Below are 19525 nucleotides of genomic sequence, written 5' to 3'. Positions count from 1 at the left end.
CTGAGCACCATCGCCATCGGGTTGGCCTTGTCCTGGCCGGCAATGTCGGGGGCGGAGCCATGGATCGGTTCAAACAGGCCAGGCCCGCCGCTGCCCAGGGAGGCCGATGGCAGCATGCCGATCGAGCCGGTGAGCATGGCGGCCTCGTCGCTGAGGATGTCGCCGAAGAGGTTGCTGGTGAGCAGCACGTCGAACTGCTTGGGGGCCCGCACCAGCTGCATGGCTGCGTTGTCGACATACATGTGGCTGAGCTCCACGGCGGGGTAGGAGTTGCTGTGGAGGGCCTCCACCTGGTCGCGCCAGAGCTGGCTCACATCCAGCACGTTGGCCTTGTCGACGGAACAGAGCCTGCCGCTGCGTACCACGGCCAGCTCGAAGGCCACCTTGGCAATCCGGTCGATTTCGTAGTCGGAGTAGGCCATCGTGTTAAACGCCCGCACGTGGCCATCGGCCTCGATTCGACCCTTTGGGGTGCCGAAGTAGACACCGCCGGTGAGCTCGCGCACCACCATCAAGTCGACCCCCTCAATCACCTCCCGTTTGAGGGTGCTGGCATCGACCAGGGAGGGAATGATTTTTACGGGCCTGAGGTTGGCAAACAGCCCCAGCCCAGAGCGGAGGGCCAAAAGGCCAGTTTCGGGGCGCTTCTCCCGGGGCAGGCTGTCGTATTGGGGGCTGCCAATGGCGGCCAAAAGCACCGCATCGGATTCGCTGCAGGCCGCGAGGGTGCTTTCGGGTAGGGGCTCGCCGGTGGCATCGATTGCGGCGCCCCCCATCGGTTGCTCGTTGTAGACGAGCTCAAAGCCATGGCTGCTGCTCACCGCATCGAGGAGCTGGCGGGTTACAGCCATGATTTCAGGGCCGATCCCATCGCCGGGGAGCAGGGTGATCCGGAAGCGGCTGGTCATGGCGGAGTGGCCTGGCTCAGGGGTTTGATGCAGCTGGCGAGGCTAGGGGATCAGCCCTGGCGTGCCTGAAGCTGGCGCAGGCTCTTGGCCATCTCGGGGAGTTTGTTGAAGGTGGCAGCGCAGCGCAGCCAGAGGCGGTTGGGGATGGCGGGGTAACCGCTGACCACTTCGCCGGGGGCGACTTCGCCGTGGATGCCGGATTTTGAGGAGGCGATCGCCCGATCGCCGATCACGGCCCGGTTGGCCACACCCACCTGGCCGGCCAGGATCACGCCATCTCCCAACTTGGCGCCCCCGGCAATGCCCACCTGGGAGGCCAGGGCGCAGCCCCTGCCAGTGACCACCCCATGGCCGATTTGCACCAGGTTGTCGATCTTGCTGCCGGCGCCGATTCGGGTTTCACCCACTGAAGGTCTGTCGATCGTGGTGCCGCAGCCCACCTCAACGGCCTCTTCTAGAACCACCAGGCCGGTCTGGGGCATTTTTCGCCAACCCTGTGCCGTGGGCACAAAACCAAATCCCTCGCTGCCAATTACTGCATTGGAATGCACCACGCACTGGGCCGCCAGGCGGCTGCCGGGATGGAGTACGGCGCCGGAGTGGATCTCGCAGGCGGGGCCCAGCTGCACGTCTTCGTAAAGGATCGCGCCGGGGTGGAGGATGCACCCCTCAGCGATCTGGCAGTGCTCGCCGATTACCACCCGGGCACCGATGTGGGCCGTGGGGGAAACCAGGGCGCTGGCCGCCACGACAGCGGTGGCATCGATCCCAGGGGCCTTGGGCTGGCGGGGATAGAGGGCATCAAGTGCTTCTGCAAAGCCCAGGCGGGGATCCTTGAGGGCCACCCAGGCCAGGCCCTGGGCGCTGGCCTGGCTTTGAAGCTCTGGGTCTAGGGGCAGCAGCACGGCCCCAGCCTTGGTGCCCTCCAGGGCTGCCGCTAGGGCATTGTCCCGCTCCAGAAAACCGAGTTGGCCGGCAACCGCCTGATCTAGGGCCTGGGCTCCCACCAGCTCGGGATCGCTCCCCAAATCCCTGGGGCTGGCATCACCCACCTCGCCGAGGTGAGCGAGCAGGTCGCTGAAGCGCATGGCGGGCGAAGGGCGATACGGAGCTGGGCCGGATCGTAGGTGTCCCTACCTGGGGCTGATCACCAACTGGTCGCGGTGAACCACCTCAATGCCTGCCTTGCCCATGCATTGGCGCAGCTCCTCGCTGTCTAGGGCGCTGAGCCCCCGACCCAATTCCCGTCCGTCGGCGCTGATCAGGCGCACGGCATCACTTCTGCCGAATTGGCCCTCTACCCCAATCACTCCCACCGCCAGCAATGAGGCCCCTTTCTTTAAAACCGCAGTTTCCGCGCCCGGATCCAGCTGGAGGGTCCCCTGGGGCATCAGGGCGTGGGCCAGCCAGCCCTTGCGATCTGGCAGGGGCGTCGCCGATGGCTGGAAGACGGTGCCCAGCCGTTCGCCGGCAAAGAGGGCCTTGAGAACGGCTGGATCGCGACCATCGGCCAGGTGCACCCGGATGCCGCTGGAGGTGGCGATGCGGGCGGCGGCAATTTTGGTGGTCATGCCACCTGTGCCCCATTGGCCCCCACCGGTGGCCCCTTGGCCGTATTGCTCAAGCTCCCTGAGGTTGAGCACCTCATGGATTGGTTTTGCATTGGCATCGCTACGGGGATCGCCGGAGTAGAGCCCGTCAACGTCGGTGAGCAGGATCAATTCATCGGCGCCGATGGCGACAGCCACCAGGGCAGAGAGGGTGTCGTTGTCGCCGAAGCGCAATTCGTCGCTGGCCAGGGTGTCGTTTTCATTGATTACCGGCAGCACCCCCCAGCTGAGCAGCTGCTCAAGCGTTCGACAGGCGTTTTGGTAGCGCCGGCGGGAGGCCAGATCGCCCCTGGTGAGCAGCACTTGGGCCACGGCCAGGCCATCGCGGCCAAAGGCTTCCTGATACATGGCCATCAGGCGGCCCTGGCCCACGGCCGCCGCCGCCTGGAGCGCTACCAACTCGGTGGGGCGCTTGGCCATCTGCAGGGCAATGCAGCCCAGGCCCACGGCCCCACTGGTCACCAGGGCCAGGCTGTCTCCCTGGGCCTGTTGCTGGGCCATCGTGGCCGCCAGTTCGGCGACCACCTCGGCGGTGCTGCGTTCGCCCTGGCCCCGCAGCAGGCTGGTGCCCACTTTGATTACCCGGCGCCGGCCCCTGGAGCCCGTCCGCATCAGCCCAGGCCAGTGCCGATCAGGGCGGCCATGCGCAGTTCGAATCTTTGCAGTCGATCCCGCTGGCAGGGGCGCCCCTGCGGATCGATGGGCTTCACCAGCACGGTGAACAGGCCCAGTCGGTTGCCGGCGATCACATCGGTGAATAGCCGGTCACCCACAAGCGCCACCTGGCTGGCCGGTATTTGCAGCTGGGCGAGCACCCTGCGTAGGGCGGTGCGCCGTGGTTTGCCGGCACTGGTGGTGAAGGGCAGATCCAGCAGCTGGGCCACTGAACCAATTCGCTGACGCGATGGGTTGTTGCTGAGCAGGTGGATCGGGAAATGCTGCTTGGCCTCTGCCAGCCAGCGCTGGGCGCTGGCTGGCACAACTGCCAGGTGCCTGGGCAGGAGGGTGCGATCGACATCCAGCACCAGGGCTTTGATGCCCCGCTCCTGGAGGGCCTCAATCGGCAATTCCGCCAGGGTGCACTCCATCAACCAGTTGGGCCGCAGCAGCTCCCGCAGCATCAAAAATCCCCCTCCCCCTCCCGCTCAGCCAATTCGGCTTCGATGCGGGGTTGCACCCGATCAAATTCCTCGCCTTCGACCAGCAGGGCACCATTGCCATCCATCCGGGCGACCACAAAGAAGGGATCCAGGGGGATGTAGAGGCCGTATTCCTCCTCGTCGACCAGGAAGCTCACGAGTAGTTCGTAGCTTTCGGTGTCGTCCTCATCGTCCTCATCGTCTTCTTCGTCGCTGAGTTCGTCGGGCTCGGGTTCGTCCAGTTCACCGCTGACGGTGAGGGTCACGGCTGAACGCACCAGGGTCAGGTCGTGCTCCTGCAGCACCACATCGGCCACCGACAGGATCGGTTCGGTGGCATCAATCGTGTCAATCAACTCGGGATCCGCATCGTCTTCGAGGCGAAACAGGCAAACCGGGGTGTCTACCGGCGTTAGCAGTACGTAGTCGTGGCCATCGAGGGGGATCAATTGCTCCAGGAAGCAGAGCAGTTGGCGCCCCCTGGTATCGCTTACTAAAAGAGTTGGCACATCACCGGAATTGTCCATGGATGAAGCGTCGTTCGCCGAACTGTCGTTTGTCATTAAAGGTGCCAATCGGGGCAGTCTGTCTAGTCAGGATGGATCAGGGGCGGGCGTTGTGCCGCGAATGTCCGCAACCAGCATCGCTGCCGGACCGTCGGCCAGCCACTGTTCGAGTAACAAAGCAGCCGCCGCACTGTCTAGGGCCCCGCTTCTGTCGCCATGGAGACCATGGCGCTCGGCCGCGGCCCAACTGCTGGAGTGCTCATTCACCCAGGCCAGTGGCAGGGCGAAATGGCTGGCAAGGCGCTGTCCATAGCGGCGGCAGTGGAGGGCCTGCTCCGTCAGCTGGCCGGCGCTGTCGAGGGGTAGGCCAACCACCAGGGCCCGGACCCGCCGCTGCTGCACCAGGGGTTCTAGCCGCAGGAGGTCGGCTGCAAACTTTCCCCGGGCCAGGGGCGCCAGGGGTGTCACGGTCAGGCCGAGGGGATCGCAGCCAGCCAGGCCAATGCGCCTGCGGCCCACGTCGAGGGCAAGGGCGGAACAGGGCTCGGATTTATTGGGCATCGGGCTGAAGGCCTAGCGGGGGGCCACCGGTGTGGGCATGGGCCTGCGCTGGGGTTGCAGTTGGCCCAGCACCGCCTCCAGTCCCTTCCCAACCTTGGCCTGGGCTGGATGTTCCTGGCGGCGCCAGACACTGCGGGCCATCAACACCCTTTCACCATGCTGTTGGGCACCTTGCTGCCCGAGCCAATGCTGGCGGCTCTGGTCGCGCACATCAGAGCGCAGCCAAAGGGGCTCGCCGTCGCCCAGGCGCTGGCTAGCGATCTGGAGCAGCTGCTCGCAGCCATCGCCAATCAGGTGTTCCCAGCCGGGATGGACCGTGAGCTCCACGTCATGGCCACCGCCGGCGTGTTCCCCAATCCAGCGGACGGCGGCTACGGCCTGGTTGCGGCTGGGATCCACCCACATCCAGCCCTTGCCATGGCTTTGATCGAGCAGATCCTCTACCCGCCGATCCAGTAGTTGGCGCAGATGGGCTGGATTGGCGGCCTGCTCCAGGAGCCAAAGCAGGGCACCGCTACGGGGATTGAGGGTCCGAAGTTGCAGCTCCCCCAGGGAGCTGGGGGCTGCGGGGCTGGTGGTGGAGCCGGGGGCAGTGGCGCCGGAGGCTTGCCAGCACCAGAGCTGGTCCGTGCGCAGGGGTTGGAATCCCTGCTCCCTCAGCATCGCCAGCCGCTGGCTATCGAGGCTGGAGGCGGAGGCAATCCAGCTAGCCGCATCTTTGGCCCGGTGAATGGCCTCCCTCAGCAGGGTTGTGCCCAGGTCCTGCTGCCCTGCCGGACCGGCCAGGCGCAGGTGCTGGACCTGCCAGCAGCTGCCGCTGCGGTTCAGACGTCTGGTGATGATTAGTGCCAATGGGACCTGGTGACTGAAGGCCACCAGCACCACCGGGGCTATTGCCTGGCGGGCGGTCAGGGCGTGGATCAGGCGCTCCGGCAGCCCCAGCAGCACCGCCCTTTGCAGGACCGGCTGCAGGGGTACAAAGGCCGGGTCGCTCAGCAGGGGAAGGTGCCAGCCCGCCAAGGGCTCCAGACGCCAACTGGTTGGTATGGGTTGGGGCTCAGCTGCCATGGCGGGTCCAGTGGTAGCTCTCGCTGCAACTTTAGGGCGGCCAGACCGGCGCTATGGGCGCACTAGCACCAGGGGTGTGCGTTCGTTGGCGTTTCCGGCCGGATTTGGGCGCAGGGCCCGCTGCAGCAGGGCCTCATCACACCCCCTGCTGGCGGCCAGAACCTTGACCCGGCCCAGGTCGTTTACGTCAACCACGGCCACGGCCACGCCCAGGGCCCGGGCCATCTCAGCGCAGAAGGCGGCGGGCTGTTCTGGTCCAAGGACAATCGTCTGGTCGTAGGGGGGAGTGGTGCCGGTGATGTCGTCGATCAGGCGGGCCTGGTCTCCGGCCAACCGGTAGAACCAGCCCTTGGATCCCAGGGCCTTCAGGGCTGTGCCGATTAACCAGGCCCCAAGCACCCTGGCGGGCCCTTCCACGTCGATCAGGCTCTGCAGTCCGCAGGCGGTGGCCAGGCTGCTGGTGGGGTGGAACACACGGCAAAGCAGGCGTGCCAGGGCCGAGGGCTCCACGGTGGCAGGGTGGTGGTAGCGGCCCTGCATCACGGCAAGGGGGGTTTCACCAATCGTGAGGACATCCCCTGGCTGGATCAGGTCGCTGGCATAACGGCTCAAAACTTCCCCAGGGCTGTCGAGTACGCCAAGCAGGTGGGTACGCAGGGGCAGAACCTGGCAGTTATCGCCTTTGCGCCATTGGGCGCTGGCGGCATTGATGGTTTCGGGCTGGCGCAGGGGCACAAGCCAGCCATCCCGGCGATTCAGGCGGCCGAATGGTCCGTAGTTGATCCAGTGGAGATCTAGCCAGAGGCTGTCTACGAGGCGCTCCAGGGATAGGCCTGGAGCTGCGCTGAGCTGGATCTCGATCCTGGCCCTGGTGCTTTTGCGGCCTTTAACGATGTAGGCCGCCCAGTAATTGTCGGGCCGTGTTTCCTCGTCGGGGTGGAGGGCCACAACCCGGCTTTTGATAATCACATCACGCAGATCACCCTGGCCAAGCAGCACGGGCTCCACTGCTATCTCAGGCACCATCACCTCCATCCGTCGATGGGGGTTGCTGATCGTGATTTCGCCCTGCACTGTGACCCCCTGGGGGCTGGATTGAACGCTGAAATCGTGGGCCTTCAGCTCCAGTGGCGAGGCGGGCCGCAGCCGATGGCGTAGCTCCAGCCACACCAGGGTCAGGCCCAGGGCCAGGGCGGCCAGGAGGAGGACCGAAAGCAGGGGGTTCAGCAACAAGGCCGGCGGGGCGTTAATCGCCGGAGCGTAATGGCAGCTCCACCTGCTTCAGACCATCAGCTCAGGCTTTACCCACTGGTCAAATTCCCCGGCACTGATTTCGCCCAGCACCAGGGCGGCCTCCTTGAGGCTCAGCCCGTGTTTATGGGCATGCTTGGCAATGCAGCAGGCCCGGTCGTAGCCAATGGCCGGGGTTAGGGCAGTCACCAGCATCAAGCTCTGGTTGAGCAGCCGTTCGATTCTTGAAATATCCGCTTCCAATCCCTCTAGGCAAAAGGCCCTAAAGCCTTCGCAGGCGCCAGTCAGCAGCTCGATGCTCTCCAGCACGTTGTGGGCGATCAGGGGTTTAAAAACGTTGAGCTCAAAATTGCCCTGGCTGGCTGCTGTTTGAACAGCACTGTTGTTGCCCATCACCTGCACGGCCACCATGGTCAGGCTTTCGCACTGGGTGGGATTGACCTTGCCCGGCATGATCGAGGAGCCCGGCTCGTTCTCCGGGATTACCAGTTCGCCGAGGCCGCAGCGGGGTCCGCTACCGAGCCAGCGCACATCGTTGGCGATCTTCATCAAGGAGCCGGCCAGCACCGTCAGGGCCCCGTGGGTGGCGGCCAGGGCCTCTTGACCGGCTAGGGCCTGAAACTTATTTGTTGCACTGGTGAAGGGCAGTCCAATCCGTTCGGCCAGCCTTGCCGCCACCGCCTCTCCAAAGCCGCTTGGGGCATTGAGGCCGGTGCCTACGGCCGTGCCCCCAATGGCCAGCTGGTAGAGCTGCGGCAGGGAGTGGCGCAGGGTCCCAAGGCCCATATCCAGTTGGGCCCCATAGCCGCCGAATTCCTGGCCCAGGCTCAGGGGCACGGCATCCTGCAGGTGGGTGCGGCCGATCTTGATGATCGAAGTAAAGGCCTCGGCTTTTATGGCCAGTGCGGCGCGCAGCGCCTCCACGGCGGGCAGCAGAGTGCGTTCCAGCTCAATCGCCACGGCCACATGCAGGGCGGCCGGAAAGGTGTCGTTGCTCGATTGGCTCAGGTTCACATGGTCGTTGGGGTGCACGGGGCTCTTGCTGCCCAGCACGCCCCCGGAGGCCTCGATCGCCCGGTTGGCGATCACCTCGTTGGCGTTCATGTTTGTTTGGGTGCCAGAGCCCGTCTGCCACACCTTCAGGGGAAACTCCCGATCCAGTTTTCCGCTCGCCACCTCTTCTGAGGCGGCCACAATTAGGGCAGAAATTTCCGCGCTGAGCTTGCCCCTATCGCGATTCACCTCGGCGCAGGCCGCCTTTAGCTGGCCGAAGGCATGCACCACCTCCAGGGGCATCAGCTGGCCGAAGGGGAAAAAGTGGATCGAGCGTTGGGTTTGGGCGCCCCAGTAGTGCTCTGAGGGCACCTCAATGGCCCCCATGCTGTCGGTTTCGCGCCGCATGCCGCCATCGGGCCCCAACCCAGCCATCACCTGCTCACCACTTCGGAGTTGAGTTCGTTGAAGCTCACGGTGCTGCTGTTTGTGCCCCCCTCGGGCAGGGCAATGCCGGTGATCTCGCTGACTACCCCATTGATGCTGTCCACGTCCACCTGGCCACTGGCGTCGAAGCGCACCTTGCCCTGGCCATCGAATACGACCACCTGGGGTATTTGGCCTTTCCAGTAGTGGGCAGGATCAGTGGGGCCCAGCTCGGGCCGGTTCTGGAGTGGGTCGGTGACCAGGGGTATTAACTCGATGCTGTTGCCCCATAGGCGCTGCAGTTCCGAGACAACCGGGGAAAATTGCTTGCTCTCGGCATCGTCGTCGAGGTAGAAGATCACCACCGCTGGCCGCTGGTCGGCCATGGCCTGGGCCAGGCTGCTGCGGGGGGGCACCAGGGAGCCGTTGCCGGCATAAAGGGCGTAAATGTTGCCGTCGTAGCTGTTGGTGGTGAGGGCAGCCAGGGCGGGCTGGGAACCCCAAACCTGAAAAGCAATGATTAGGGCCAGCAGGGCCCTTGGCAGCCACCAACCCAGGTTGGGCAACAGGTTCAAAGCAGCCTTTCAGTTGGCGCCATTTTGGCCTCTGGCCAGGCCCTGGCGTATCCCCCTGCCCACAAGGCCAATCGATCTCCCCATCACCTGGGTGAGCAGCACCACCAGCAAATCTCCCAATCCCTTGATCAGGCCCTGAACCTGGGGTGCAAGGGCGTCGCGGCTCTCCAGGGCCAGGGTTACTAGCTGCTGGAGCCAGCCCAGTTGGCGCAGCTCCCCATCCCTGGGCTCAGTGAGCGAAAGGGTACCTATGGCCTTGGCCTGCAGGATGAAAAGGTTGCGGCGACTCTCGTAGAGGGCCACCGGCCGGCCATACCAGTTGAGCCAACGTTGTTGGGCATTGAGCTGGTTGCGGAGCCGCTCGAGCTGGCGGGTCGCCAGCAGGTTTGGCTGCAGCAGGTAGCGGCGCAATTCGGGCCAGCTTGAGCAGCAGGAAAGCAATTCCGCGCTCACCAACTCGGCGCTGCGCACCAACCAATTGCTGAGCAACTGCTCAAGGAACAGCACTGCCCTCGGTTCATCAATGGCCACCAGTTGGCCTTCTATTAGCAGGGGATTGCCATGAACCAGGGCACCGAGCATGGCCAGGGGGGCAGGCAGCTCCGGGTCGGCGCCAGCCAGTTCGGTGCTGCTGATAAGGGTTTCGGCCACGGAGTGCATGCCGGCCCCGTAGGGCAGCTGCACATAGGGGCTCACGGTGGTTTGCAGGGCCTGCTGCCGCAGTTCGAGCTGGAGGCCATTCCAGCGTTCTTGAAGCTCCTGCCCATGGAGATTTTCAGCCAGCAGGCGCTCCCGCAACAGGGCGCACTGCTCAATCAGGGCCAGGAGTAAATCCCTACGCCTTTGGGGAGTGAGGCCCTCGATTGCTAGCAACTGGCCGCTGCCATTGGCCAGCTCAGTGCGGACCCCAGCCTCCAGCCGGCTGCGCAGGGTTTGCCAGATGCCGGAGGCATTTGGCTGGGCCAGGGTGAGCTGGGTCCCCAGGGTTGGGCGGCTGGGGATTGGAGCGAGGGCTGCCGGATAGGCGCTGACAAGCGAACTGATCGGCCCCCAGAGCACGATCAACAATTGGCGGGCGCTGGCCAATTCCCGCAGCCTGCCCTGGAGCACCAACAGGCTCACCAAGCCCGTAGGTGGTGGATTCAGCAGGCGCTGGCAGGCCAGCAGATCCGCGTCTATTTGCTGCAGACCTCCCAGCAGCAAACGGTGGCCCAGGCCCACGCCCGCAGGAATTGGCAGGCGCTCTGGCAAGGGGCCATCGGCCAGGCTGACCACTCGGCCGCCCTGGAGCAGGGTGGTCAGTGCTTCCAGCAGGGTGGTTGTTTCAGGGGCCTCCAGTAGGCCCTGCACTGGCAGCTGCAGCAGCTCGTTGGTGGGGTGGCCGTGGCCACTGGCCAGCAAAAGGAGAAGGGGGGCGGGCTTCCAGCGCAGCCTGAGGGCTTCGAGCTCCTCGCCCAAGTTCTCTAGGTGCTGGTTGGCCCCTGCCTGCCAGATCACCAGTTTTGGAGCACCCTCTAGCTGGTCTGCAGCCGTAACCACCTTGAAATCGCCAGCCGAGCGCTCCAGCAGGCGCACCAGGCCTTCTCGAAGGAGCGGCTCAGCGAACAGCAGCAGCTGCGACGGCACGTTGGCAGAAACTTTCAATTGAACAACGCTAACTAAGGCGAGCCCTTTTCTCCAGGGGGGCTGGCTGGGATTTAGGGGCTTTGGCGGGGCCTGCCGCTCAGGCTGAGGGTGTATCCCTCGATGGCGAAGCCTGTCTGGGCTTCGATTTGTTCGAGCAGTTCCGCAGGCAGCTGCACATCCAGATCCTGGATCGCCCCTGTTTGCAGGCAGGTGAGATGGCTGTGGGGGTCGCTGCGGTAGCCGTAGAGGCGGCCATTGGCCCGGTCAAGACACTCAATCACCCCTGCGGATTGGAGTGCCTCGAGGTTTTGATAAACGGAAGTGTGGCCAATATTGCGATCAATGCTGTTGAGCTGCTCAAAAATATCCCTCGCACTCAGGTGGCTCTTGCCACTCCAAAGCAAATCGAGCACAAGCTTGCGCTGGCGGCTCAGGCGCATGCCCAGGTCCCGGCAGCGCCGGTACACCTCATGGACATCTTGGGGGGTGCCGGTGCTCACGCGACCCGCCTTGCTTACCTTTTTTAGTTATAGGTCAACAGGCAAGGGCCTGCTATGCCAATCGGCCAGGGGCCTGCTAAGCCATTCCTTCCAATGGGCTGAGGGGATCCTGCAGACGGCCATCGCCAATGGCCTGCAGGGCTTCGGCAAGGTCGACTCGGCCGTCGTAGAGGGCCCTCCCGACGATCACCCCAGTTACCCCGAGCGGTTCAAGGGCCAGTAAGGAGAGCAGGTGCTCCAGGTTGCCGATCCCACCGGAGGCAATTACCGGCACCGCACTGGCAAGCGCCATGGCCCTGAGGGCCCCCAGGTTTGGCCCGGCGAGGGTGCCATCGGTGGCAATGTCGGTGCTGATGATCGCGGCGATGCCTGAGTTGGCAAAGCGTTGCGCCAGCTCGGTTGCATCCGTATGGCTTTGTTCGATCCAGCCGCGGGTGGCGACCTTGCCGTTGTTGGCGTCGATGCCCACAATTATTTGGCCGGGGTGGTCGGCGGCCAGCTGTTCCACCAGCTCCGGTTGCTCCAGGGCCACCGTGCCCAGAATCACGCTGCTGAGGCCGTAGGCAAGTAGCTCCTGGGCCCGCGCCACCGTTCTGACCCCACCCCCCAGTTGGACGGGAATGGAGAGGGCTGCTGTGATTGCCTTGACGCTGGCGTCATTGCTGGCTTGGCCGCTCCTGGCGCCATCGAGATCCACCAGGTGCAGCCGCTGGGCCCCCTGCTCCTGCCAGCTCAGGGCCTGGGCCACCGGATCGTCGGAGAAGCGGGTCACCTGGCCGTAGTCGCCCTGGTGCAGGCGCACGCATTGGCCATCGAGCAGGTCAATGGCGGGAATTATCTGCATGGGCGGCGGCGGTCTTGAATGGCGCCCAGTTTGCGCGGCCGCTGGCGCCCCTTAACCGATGAAGATCCTTGTGATGGGTGGCACCCGCTTTGTGGGCAAGCCTCTAGTGGCCCATTGGCTGCGGGCTGGCCATTCCCTAACCCTGTTTACCCGGGGCAAGAAGGCCGCTCCAGAGGGGGTGGAGCACCTGGTGGGGGATCGCACCGACTCTGAGTCGCTCGACCAGCTCAAGGGCCGGCAGTTTGATGTGATCGCCGATAGCTCCGGCCGCAGCCTCGAGGATTCCCGGGCGGTGATTGAGCGCACCGGTGCCCCCAGCCATCGCTTTGTGTATGTCAGCTCGGCGGGGGTCTATGCCGACAGTGAGCTCTGGCCCCTCGACGAGGACAGCCCCACCGATCCGGCCAGCCGCCACTCCGGCAAGCAGGAAACGGAAACCTGGTTGCGCAGCCAGGGCATTGCCTTCACAAGCTTTCGGCCCACTTACATCTATGGCCCTGGCAATTACAACCCAGTTGAGGCCTGGTTTTTTGATCGGATCGTCCATGGCCAGCCGATCCCCCTTCCCGGTGATGGCAGCACCATCACCCAGCTGGGCCATGTGGCCGATCTGGCGGTGGCGATGGCCCGTTGCATCGATGTGGATGCGGCCAGCAACCGGATTTACAACTGCAGTGGCGCCCAGGGCGTGACCTTCCGGGGCCTGGTCTTTGCGGCAGCCAGGGCCTGTGGCAAGGATCCCGAGTCTGTCGATATACGCAGTTTTGATCCATCTGCCCTGGACCCAAAGGCCCGTAAGGCTTTCCCCCTGCGGATTGCCCATTTCCTTACCGATATCCATCGGCTGCAAAGGGAATTGGCCTGGCAGCCCGCCTACGACCTGGAGCGCGGTCTGGCCGATAGCTACCAAAACGACTACGCCAAGCGCCCAGCCACAACCCCTGATTTCAGCGGCGATTCCCTGCTTTTAGGTAACTAATTGCCGAGCTGAGGGCCAGCCCTAGGGAGGGCCAAAACAGCCACCAGCCGAGGCCGTGCAGACCTACGCCCAGCTGGGGAGCCAGACCAAGGCCCATGCCCCAGCTGTTCGGCCAGAGCAGCAATAGCAGCGCCGCAAATTGCAGGATCGTTTTGGCCTTACCGGCCAGGGAGGCGGGTCCGCCACTGCTCTGGGCTGATCGCCACCCTGAAATCAGCAGTTCCCGCGCCAGCAACAGCCACACCGCCCAGAGGGGCAGTGCCCCATTTGCCGCCAGCCAGAGCAGGGGGGCGGAGATCAGGATCTTGTCGGTGAGGGGATCGAGTCGGGCACCCCAGGTCGAGCCACCACCGGCCTGGCGGGCCAGCCAACCATCGGCCGCATCACTGACTCCGCCGAGGGCCAGGAGCCACCAGGCCAGGGATTGCTGGCCCATGGCCAGGGCCACTAGCAGGGGCAAGCCCACAACGGCACGGCCAATGGTGAGTCCATCGGCAAGTTGGCGTAGGCGGCATGGCCCCATTCGAAACCTCAGGCTGGCCCCCAGAATGCTTGCAGTTCAGCAATTCTGCCCGTGGTGCAACAGCCCGTATCTGCCGTGATGTCGAGCCCCGTGCTGACGGTCACGGCCGAGAGCCCCCTGCAGGAAGCTGTGCAGCTGATGAGTGATCACCACGTCAGTGGCCTGCCGGTGGTAGACGCCGATGGCCAGTTGGTCGGTGAACTCACCGAACAGGACCTAATGGTCCGTGAAAGCGGTTTTGACGCCGGCCCCTATGTGTTGCTGCTCGATTCCGTGATCTACCTGCGCAATCCCCTGCAGTGGGACAAGCAGGTTCACCAGGTGCTTGGCAACAACGTAGGTGATGTGATGGGCCATTCGCCCCACACCTGTCTGTCTGATTTGGGCTTGCCCGCCGCCGCCAAACTCCTGCACGAACGCAGTACCCAGAGGCTGATCGTGGTTGACGACCAAAAACATCCCGTTGGCATGCTCACCCGCGGCGATGTGGTTCGGGCCCTAGCGGCGGCCGGCTGAGCTATGGCTGCAGGCTGATCTAGGGCGGTGGCAGTGGCGGTGCGGCAGGGGCCCCGGGTTTAACCGAGCCCACGGTTGGTGGTGGCGGTGCCGTCGGCGGCTGGCTTGCAGCTTCCCCATTGGGGTCGCCACTCTCCTCAGGAGCTGTTGCTGCTGCCGGCTCCGCTGGTTCAGTTAGGCCATATCCATCTGGAAGTAGCAGTGGTGGTGGCAAATCCGCGGGCAGGTTTAGTTCTTTATTTGGTTTCTGGTAGTCGGCTCCCTGGGTCGCCTCTTGCTGCTGCTGACGAAGGGCAAGGGGGTCGGCGCTGATTGGTGTCTCCCGGAAGGGGGCCCTGTCGCTGTTGCTTCCACCCTTGCCCTTGGGTGCCCAGATCAGCCGGGCGATCGGATCAATCCCCTTTTCCATCAACCGGTTGAAGCCGGCTAGGGCCCTATCCACCAATTGGCCGCCGAGGGTCTGGCCGCATTGGAAGGGGTTGCCGCAACCGGATGGACCACTGCGGCTGGCCATGCCCGCCAGCAGTGAACCCTGCAGGATTTGGTTGCGGCGGCTGAGCCGCAGCATGTAGGGCACGTGCACAAAACTGGTGGCCCCGCCACTGATCCAATTGGCGTCAGCATCACTGAAGCCCTTCACCCCGGGGATGATGAAGCGGCTTTTTGAGGCGTGGTCGGGCAGGTAGGCAGCTCTGAGGCCGCGGCTTCTGGCCAGCTCCCTGGTTTGCTCCAGGGTGAGGCCGTCCTTGCTCATCAGCACTTCCACCCTGCCATCAGGCCGCAGGCCGATCACCATTCTGATTCGCGGCAGGAAGTAGCGAATCTGCTGGCCCATGGAGATGCTGTAGGCCCCCTTGTAGGCAGAGGGGGGCCGCTCTAGGTCGTTGTAGAGGCTGTGCAGGCCACCAATAAAGCTTTCGAATTCCCGGGCCCTGGCGGGGGTCAGTTCGCCATAACCGAATTCGACGCTGCCGTCATGGCGAATGCCAATGAAGGCGCGCTGCCGCGCTGCTGTGCGGTTTAGGCCCCGCCAGACCCGATCCCCCAGTTTGATGTCGCCCAACGGCACGGTGATTTCCTGGCCCCTGCGGTCCACATGGCGCTCGTACATCGGCCCGGAGATGTAGGCCAGGGCTGAGCGGTCGTCGTAGGCCTGCTGTTCCCTGTCCCAGCCCTCAAATAGATTCAGCTGTACCGCCCGGGGGTCGAAATCGAGGGCGTAGGTCTGGTCTTTTGGAAAGTACCGAAAGGGCTGGCCATCGGCGGCGGTGATCAGGGGTGCGCCGGCGTCGGGGCGCCCATTGCCGATCGGCGGGGCAATGGCCACCAAAAAGGTGAGTAGGCCCGCTGGAATGGCCACCACCAGGGCCCTTTTCCTCTTCCAAAGGGGTTTGGGCGCTCTCGCCGCAGCGGTTTCCAAGACGGGGGAGCCTGCGGCCGGCTAGCCAGAAGCACCCACGTTGGGAGCAGGTGGTTCCCGGCGTCAAGTGGCCGGCTTTACCCATGTCCCGGGTGTAGAGCGGCTAGACAAAGCCCGGCTCCGATTGCGAGGCTGCCCCATTGGTGATAGTTGGATTATTTATGGATTCTTCCTTCGTGACGATCGGCCTTCTCCTGGCCCTTGGCGGCTCCCTGGCCTTGATGGCCCTGATTGTCAAAAGGTTGGAGAAGGCTTCCTAGGTGCTCATGGCGAGCATCCGCTCGATTGGTGCCAGGGCCCTTTGGCGCAGGCCCTCCTCCAATTCGATGGCAGGGCTGAGGGTCTCCAAACAGCTCCAGACCTTCTCCAGGGTGTTAAGCCGCATGTAGGGGCAGGCATTGCAGCTGCAGCCATCGGCTCCGGGCACCTCGTAAAAGGCCTTGCCGGGCACCTGCAGGCGCATCTGGTGCAGGATCCCCGGCTCGGTGAGCACCAGAAAGCTGCTGGCCTCACTGCTGGCGGCCCGGCGCAGCAGGGCGCTGGTGGAACCGATGAAATCGGCCTGATCAAGCAAATGCTCCTGGCATTCCGGATGGGCCAGCACCTCCGCCTCAGGGTGGGCCAGTTTTAGGCGCAGCAGGGCCTCCTCGCTGAAGGTTTCGTGCACGATGCAGCTGCCTGGCCAGAGGGTGAGCTCCCGGCCGCTTTGCTGTTGAACCCAGCGCCCCAGGTTTTGGTCCGGGGCAAAAAGAATCGGCCGATCCGCAGGTAGCTGCTGCACCAGCGACACCGCATTGCTGCTGGTGCAGATCAAATCGCTCTGGGCTTTCACCGCCGCCGAGCAGTTGATGTAACTGACCACAAAGTGGTCGGGATGCTGGGCCCTAAAGCTGGCGAAGCCATCGGCTGGGCAGGCATCGGCCAGGCTGCAACCAGCCTCCAAATCGGGAATCAGCACCGTTTTATCTGGGCTGAGAATTTTGGCCGTTTCGGCCATGAAGTGCACACCGCAAAACACGATTACCTCGGCGTCGGTGGCCGCGGCCTTACGGGAGAGCTCTAAGGAATCGCCAATGAAGTCGGCGATGTCCTGGATCGAGTTGTCTTGGTAGTAATGGGCCAGGATGATGGCCTTGCGTTGCTTTCGCAGCTCCGCTATTGCCCCTGGAAGGTCAGCCGGAACCGTGTTCGAACCTCTCGCAAAAACCAACGAAATCCCCAGCTGATGCAGGATTATCACAGCCTAGGCACCGGGGTTGGCTGATTTGCGCATCGCCATTGCGGGCGATCTTCACGGCGCCTGGGACCACACCGACCAGGCGCTGCTTGAGACCCTCGCTCCAGATGCGTTGCTGGTGGTCGGCGACCTCAGCGATGGTCAGCAGCGCATCCCCGCCTTGCTGCGCCAGCTGACCCTGCCGGTGGCTTGCATCCTGGGCAACCACGACACGGGCAAGGACTCCTCGGGGTTAACCCTGCAGCGCCAAATTGCGGCCCTGGGCCAGCTCCACTGCGGCTGGCGGCTGCGGGAATTGCCCGGCCTGTCCGTGGTGGGGGGGCGGCCAGCTACGGCCGGCGGCGGCTATCACCTTTCCCAGGCAGCCCTGTCCGCCTTTGGCCCAGTCACTCTGCAGGATTCGGTGAACAGGATCACCACCGCCGCCCAGGGTGCCAACCCCCAATGGCCCCTGGTGCTCCTGGGCCATAGCGGTCCCACGGGCCTCGGCAGTGATGCCACATCCCCCTGCGGCAAGGATTGGAAGCCCCCAGCCTGTGATTGGGGTGATCAGGATCTGGCCCTGGCCGTCCAGCAGATCCAACGCCAGCGGCCCCTGCCCCTGGTGGTCTTTGGCCACATGCATCACGTCCTGCGGCGGGGCCAGGGACACCGTCTGACTTTTTGCACAGATCGGGCCGGCACTGCCTACCTAAATACGGCTTCCGTGCCTCGCCATGGCACCGATGAACAGGGTCGGGCGCTGCGCCATTTCAGCTGGGTGGAATTTGAAGGCATGCACCTGGTGCATGTCAGCCACCGTTGGTTTGGCCTGGGGGGCGAGTGTCTCTATGAGGAGAAGCTCTTTTCTGCCCCATCCCCAGCGCCAGTGCCATCTCCAGCCCCAGCTCTGGCACCGCATGTCGCCACTGGCGTTCTAGGCAAGTGCTGATCCTGGCCTGTATCAGCGGCCACGGCTTTGGCCATGGTTCGCGCAGCGCGGCGGTATTGACGGCCTTGCACCAGCTGCGGCCCGACTGGAGGCTGGTGCTCTCCACCTCCTTGCCGGAGTCGTTTTTAACCATGGCCCTGGGGCCCGTGCCCTTCGAGAGGCGCCATTGCCAGTGGGATGTGGGTGTGGTCCAGGCCGACGCCCTCGGGGCTGATCCAGCGGCGACCCTGTTGGCCCTGGAGGTCCTGGAGCAACAGCTGCCTGGCCAACTGGAAAGGGAGGTGGACTGGCTGTTGAGTCAGGCGGAACCAATCCTGGTGATGGCGGATGTGCCGCCAGCGGCGGCCCTTTTGGCCCAACGGCTCGGGGCGCCGCTGGTGTGGCTGGCCAATTTTGGCTGGGATGGCATCTACGGGGCCATGGGTCCCCACTTCGCTGGCTGGGCCGATGGGGCCCTGGCCCTCTATCGCCAGGGCCAGCTTCTGCTCCAGGCCCCCCTGGCGATGCCGATGCCCTGGGGATTGCCAACACTCAGCTTGGGTTTGACCGCAGGCACCCCGCGACTGGAGGCGTCGGCCCTGGCCACGCAGCTGGGCTTGCCCGCCGATCCGGCTCGCTGCGTTTTGATCAGTTTTGGGGGGTTGGGCATGGCTCTTAGGCCCGAGCTGCTCGACCTTTGGCCCGGCCATACCTTCATCAGCACCGATCCGCTGGTGGCGAGCCGGGCAAACGGCCGGCTGTTACCTCCGGGGATTCGCCCATTGGAGGTAATGGGACTGTGCGAAAGGGTCATCACCAAGCCCGGCTACAGCAGCTTTTGTGAGGCCCTCAGCCAGGGAGTGGGGATCCACCTGGTCCATCGCTCCGGTTTTGCCGAGGCAGGTGTTCTTGAGGAGGCCCTGCAGCGCCATGGCCGCCACCGCCTGCTGAGCCAGGAGCAGTGGCATCGCGGCGACTGGCAGCTCGATCGACCCCTGCTAGCGGCTAGCCGGGACCCCCTGCCGTCAGACGGTTGCGAGCAGGCCGCCCAAGCAATCATTCAAGTTGCCCTAGGCTAGTCGTAGCAGTTGTTTTGCTGTCATGCCAATTGACCTATTGGCATCCAAGACTTGCCTGTTTGACAGATATTCGGCAAATTGGCGCCATGTTGTTGGCCCTGCCAACTAATTGCGAGTTGATTGTTTTGCCAAAGCTCCGCACCAGTTGTTTGTTGTTATCCGCACTGGTGGCGTCAGCTTTTACGGTCCCCCTGGCTTCCGCGTCAGAGGCCTCTGTACCTGAAACGTCTGCATCTCAGCCTGAGGAGGCCGGCGAGCGCCTCGTGTTCAGGTTGCCTCCTCCGGCGCCACGGCTTTTCGCCATCACCCCCGAGCGGCGGGCCCTTTTAAACACCATTCGCTACGCAGAGGGCACCTGGGCTGGCGGCACTGCCGTTGGCTATCGGGTGATGTTTGGCGGCGGCTTGATGCCCTCCCTCGATCGGCACCCGGATCGGGTGATCCGCAAATCCGGCTATGCCAGTGCGGCTGCCGGGGCCTATCAATTCATGCCCTTCACCTGGTCACTGGCCTCCCGCAGCCTGGGGCTCACTGCCTTTGGGCCGGAGGTTCAGGACCAGGCTGCGATCTTTTTGATCCAACGGCGCGGCGCCCTGGCCCTGGCTGATCTGGGGCTGTTTACCCCCCATTTGGCGGCCAGGCTGGCACCGGAATGGGCCTCTTTCCCCACCATGGCCGGCAGGAGTTTCTATGGCCAGCCGGTGCGGCGCTTCCACGATCTCAGGCGCTTCTATGAAGACAACCTCAGCCAGTTGCGAGGCGACGTGGCCCAGGTGGCCGTTGAGCCCAGCTGCCTGCCAGCCGAATCAATTGAGTGTCGCCTTGAGGCCCTGAAGCGGCTTCCTTAGGCCGAC

Annotated in this window: 21 protein-coding genes; 5 read left to right on the top strand and 16 right to left on the bottom strand. The window is 64.2% G+C overall.

The genetic code is table 11. The features are described 5' to 3' along the window. From leuB to hisA, 13 genes are all read right to left on the bottom strand, one after another. The coding region (leuB, locus tag KBY58_RS03280; protein ID WP_255002866.1) for a 3-isopropylmalate dehydrogenase at positions 1-908 on the bottom strand (908 nt) is incomplete at its 3' end. A 50-nt stretch (positions 909-958) separates the two neighbouring features. Next, positions 959-1996, bottom strand: coding sequence for a UDP-3-O-(3-hydroxymyristoyl)glucosamine N-acyltransferase (gene lpxD / locus KBY58_RS03275; protein ID WP_255002865.1), 1038 nt, complete (start codon positions 1994-1996; stop codon positions 959-961). Between the two features lie 45 nt (positions 1997-2041). Then, complete coding sequence (gene proB / locus KBY58_RS03270) at positions 2042-3130, bottom strand: glutamate 5-kinase (RefSeq protein WP_255002864.1); 1089 nt, start codon at positions 3128-3130, stop codon at positions 2042-2044. Next, positions 3130-3639: a YqeG family HAD IIIA-type phosphatase gene (locus KBY58_RS03265; RefSeq protein WP_255002862.1), complete on the bottom strand. Its 510-nt coding sequence runs from the start codon at positions 3637-3639 to the stop codon at positions 3130-3132. The genes proB and KBY58_RS03265 overlap by 1 nt, the downstream gene beginning before the upstream one ends. Further along, positions 3639-4184 (bottom strand): DUF3727 domain-containing protein, encoded by a 546-nt coding sequence (locus KBY58_RS03260; RefSeq protein ID WP_255002860.1) that lies wholly within the window; start codon positions 4182-4184, stop codon positions 3639-3641. The genes KBY58_RS03265 and KBY58_RS03260 overlap by 1 nt, the downstream gene beginning before the upstream one ends. 66 nt (positions 4185-4250) lie before the next feature. Then, positions 4251-4724, bottom strand: a complete 474-nt coding sequence (ruvX, locus tag KBY58_RS03255; RefSeq protein ID WP_255002858.1) for a Holliday junction resolvase RuvX — start codon at positions 4722-4724, stop codon at positions 4251-4253. Positions 4725-4736: 12 nt separating this feature from the next. After that, positions 4737-5792, bottom strand: a complete 1056-nt coding sequence (locus KBY58_RS03250) for a hypothetical protein (RefSeq protein ID WP_255002855.1) — start codon at positions 5790-5792, stop codon at positions 4737-4739. 51 nt (positions 5793-5843) lie between these two features. Then, complete coding sequence (locus KBY58_RS03245) at positions 5844-7019, bottom strand: F420-0:Gamma-glutamyl ligase (protein ID WP_255002875.1); 1176 nt, start codon at positions 7017-7019, stop codon at positions 5844-5846. 54 nt (positions 7020-7073) lie between these two features. Then, positions 7074-8471, bottom strand: a complete 1398-nt coding sequence (fumC, locus tag KBY58_RS03240) for a class II fumarate hydratase (RefSeq protein WP_255002852.1) — start codon at positions 8469-8471, stop codon at positions 7074-7076. Further along, positions 8471-9037, bottom strand: coding sequence for a thylakoid membrane photosystem I accumulation factor (locus tag KBY58_RS03235; protein WP_255002848.1), 567 nt, complete (start codon positions 9035-9037; stop codon positions 8471-8473). The genes fumC and KBY58_RS03235 overlap by 1 nt, the downstream gene beginning before the upstream one ends. 9 nt (positions 9038-9046) lie before the next feature. Beyond that, complete coding sequence (locus KBY58_RS03230; RefSeq protein ID WP_255002846.1) at positions 9047-10681, bottom strand: DUF3685 domain-containing protein; 1635 nt, start codon at positions 10679-10681, stop codon at positions 9047-9049. 53 nt (positions 10682-10734) lie between these two features. Next, the gene (locus KBY58_RS03225; RefSeq protein WP_254933985.1) at positions 10735-11103 is read right to left on the bottom strand and encodes a transcriptional repressor; all 369 of its coding nucleotides are present in this window, start codon (positions 11101-11103) and stop codon (positions 10735-10737) included. A 136-nt stretch (positions 11104-11239) separates the two neighbouring features. Further along, positions 11240-12007 (bottom strand): 1-(5-phosphoribosyl)-5-[(5-phosphoribosylamino)methylideneamino]imidazole-4-carboxamide isomerase, encoded by a 768-nt coding sequence (gene hisA, locus KBY58_RS03220; protein ID WP_255002845.1) that lies wholly within the window; start codon positions 12005-12007, stop codon positions 11240-11242. A 58-nt stretch (positions 12008-12065) separates the two neighbouring features. Between hisA and KBY58_RS03215 the strand changes: the two genes are divergently transcribed. Next, positions 12066-12986: an NAD-dependent epimerase/dehydratase family protein gene (locus KBY58_RS03215; RefSeq protein ID WP_255002842.1), complete on the top strand. Its 921-nt coding sequence runs from the start codon at positions 12066-12068 to the stop codon at positions 12984-12986. On the opposite strand, the gene KBY58_RS03210 is transcribed toward KBY58_RS03215, so the two are convergent. Beyond that, positions 12955-13509 carry a CDP-alcohol phosphatidyltransferase family protein gene (locus KBY58_RS03210; protein ID WP_255002841.1) on the bottom strand — a complete coding sequence of 185 codons (555 nt, stop codon included), beginning with the start codon at positions 13507-13509 and terminating at the stop codon, positions 12955-12957. The genes KBY58_RS03215 and KBY58_RS03210 overlap by 32 nt on opposite strands. Positions 13510-13587: 78 nt before the next feature. On the opposite strand from KBY58_RS03210, the gene KBY58_RS03205 reads away from it, so the two are divergent. Beyond that, positions 13588-14025 (top strand): CBS domain-containing protein, encoded by a 438-nt coding sequence (locus KBY58_RS03205; protein ID WP_255002839.1) that lies wholly within the window; start codon positions 13588-13590, stop codon positions 14023-14025. 19 nt (positions 14026-14044) lie between these two features. Here KBY58_RS03205 and KBY58_RS03200 read toward each other — a convergent pair whose 3' ends face one another. Further along, a complete protein-coding gene (locus KBY58_RS03200) occupies positions 14045-15391 on the bottom strand; it encodes a hypothetical protein (protein WP_255002874.1) in 1347 nt (448 codons plus the stop codon). A gap of 310 nt (positions 15392-15701) precedes the next feature. Next, the gene (gene nadA, locus KBY58_RS03195) at positions 15702-16655 is read right to left on the bottom strand and encodes a quinolinate synthase NadA (protein WP_255002838.1); all 954 of its coding nucleotides are present in this window, start codon (positions 16653-16655) and stop codon (positions 15702-15704) included. A gap of 46 nt (positions 16656-16701) precedes the next feature. Here nadA and KBY58_RS03190 point away from each other — a divergent pair, with 46 nt between their 5' ends. The 3 genes from KBY58_RS03190 (at position 16702) to KBY58_RS03180 (ending at position 19519) form a co-directional block, all read left to right on the top strand. Next, positions 16702-17613, top strand: a complete 912-nt coding sequence (locus tag KBY58_RS03190; protein WP_255002836.1) for a TIGR04168 family protein — start codon at positions 16702-16704, stop codon at positions 17611-17613. Beyond that, positions 17607-18671 (top strand): hypothetical protein, encoded by a 1065-nt coding sequence (locus KBY58_RS03185; protein ID WP_255002834.1) that lies wholly within the window; start codon positions 17607-17609, stop codon positions 18669-18671. The genes KBY58_RS03190 and KBY58_RS03185 overlap by 7 nt, the downstream gene beginning before the upstream one ends. An 86-nt stretch (positions 18672-18757) precedes the next feature. Then, on the top strand, positions 18758-19519 hold the full coding sequence (locus tag KBY58_RS03180; RefSeq protein WP_255002873.1) for a glycoside hydrolase family 104 protein: 762 nt from the start codon (positions 18758-18760) through the stop codon (positions 19517-19519). Positions 19520-19525: the final 6 nt, after the last annotated feature.

Origin of the sequence: Cyanobium sp. HWJ4-Hawea (genome assembly GCF_024345815.1) — a bacterium.
Lineage (GTDB): Bacteria > Cyanobacteriota > Cyanobacteriia > PCC-6307 > Cyanobiaceae > Cyanobium_A.
The sequence above is the reverse complement of the archived record's forward strand: the minus strand, read 5'-3'. Positions and strand labels throughout refer to the sequence as shown.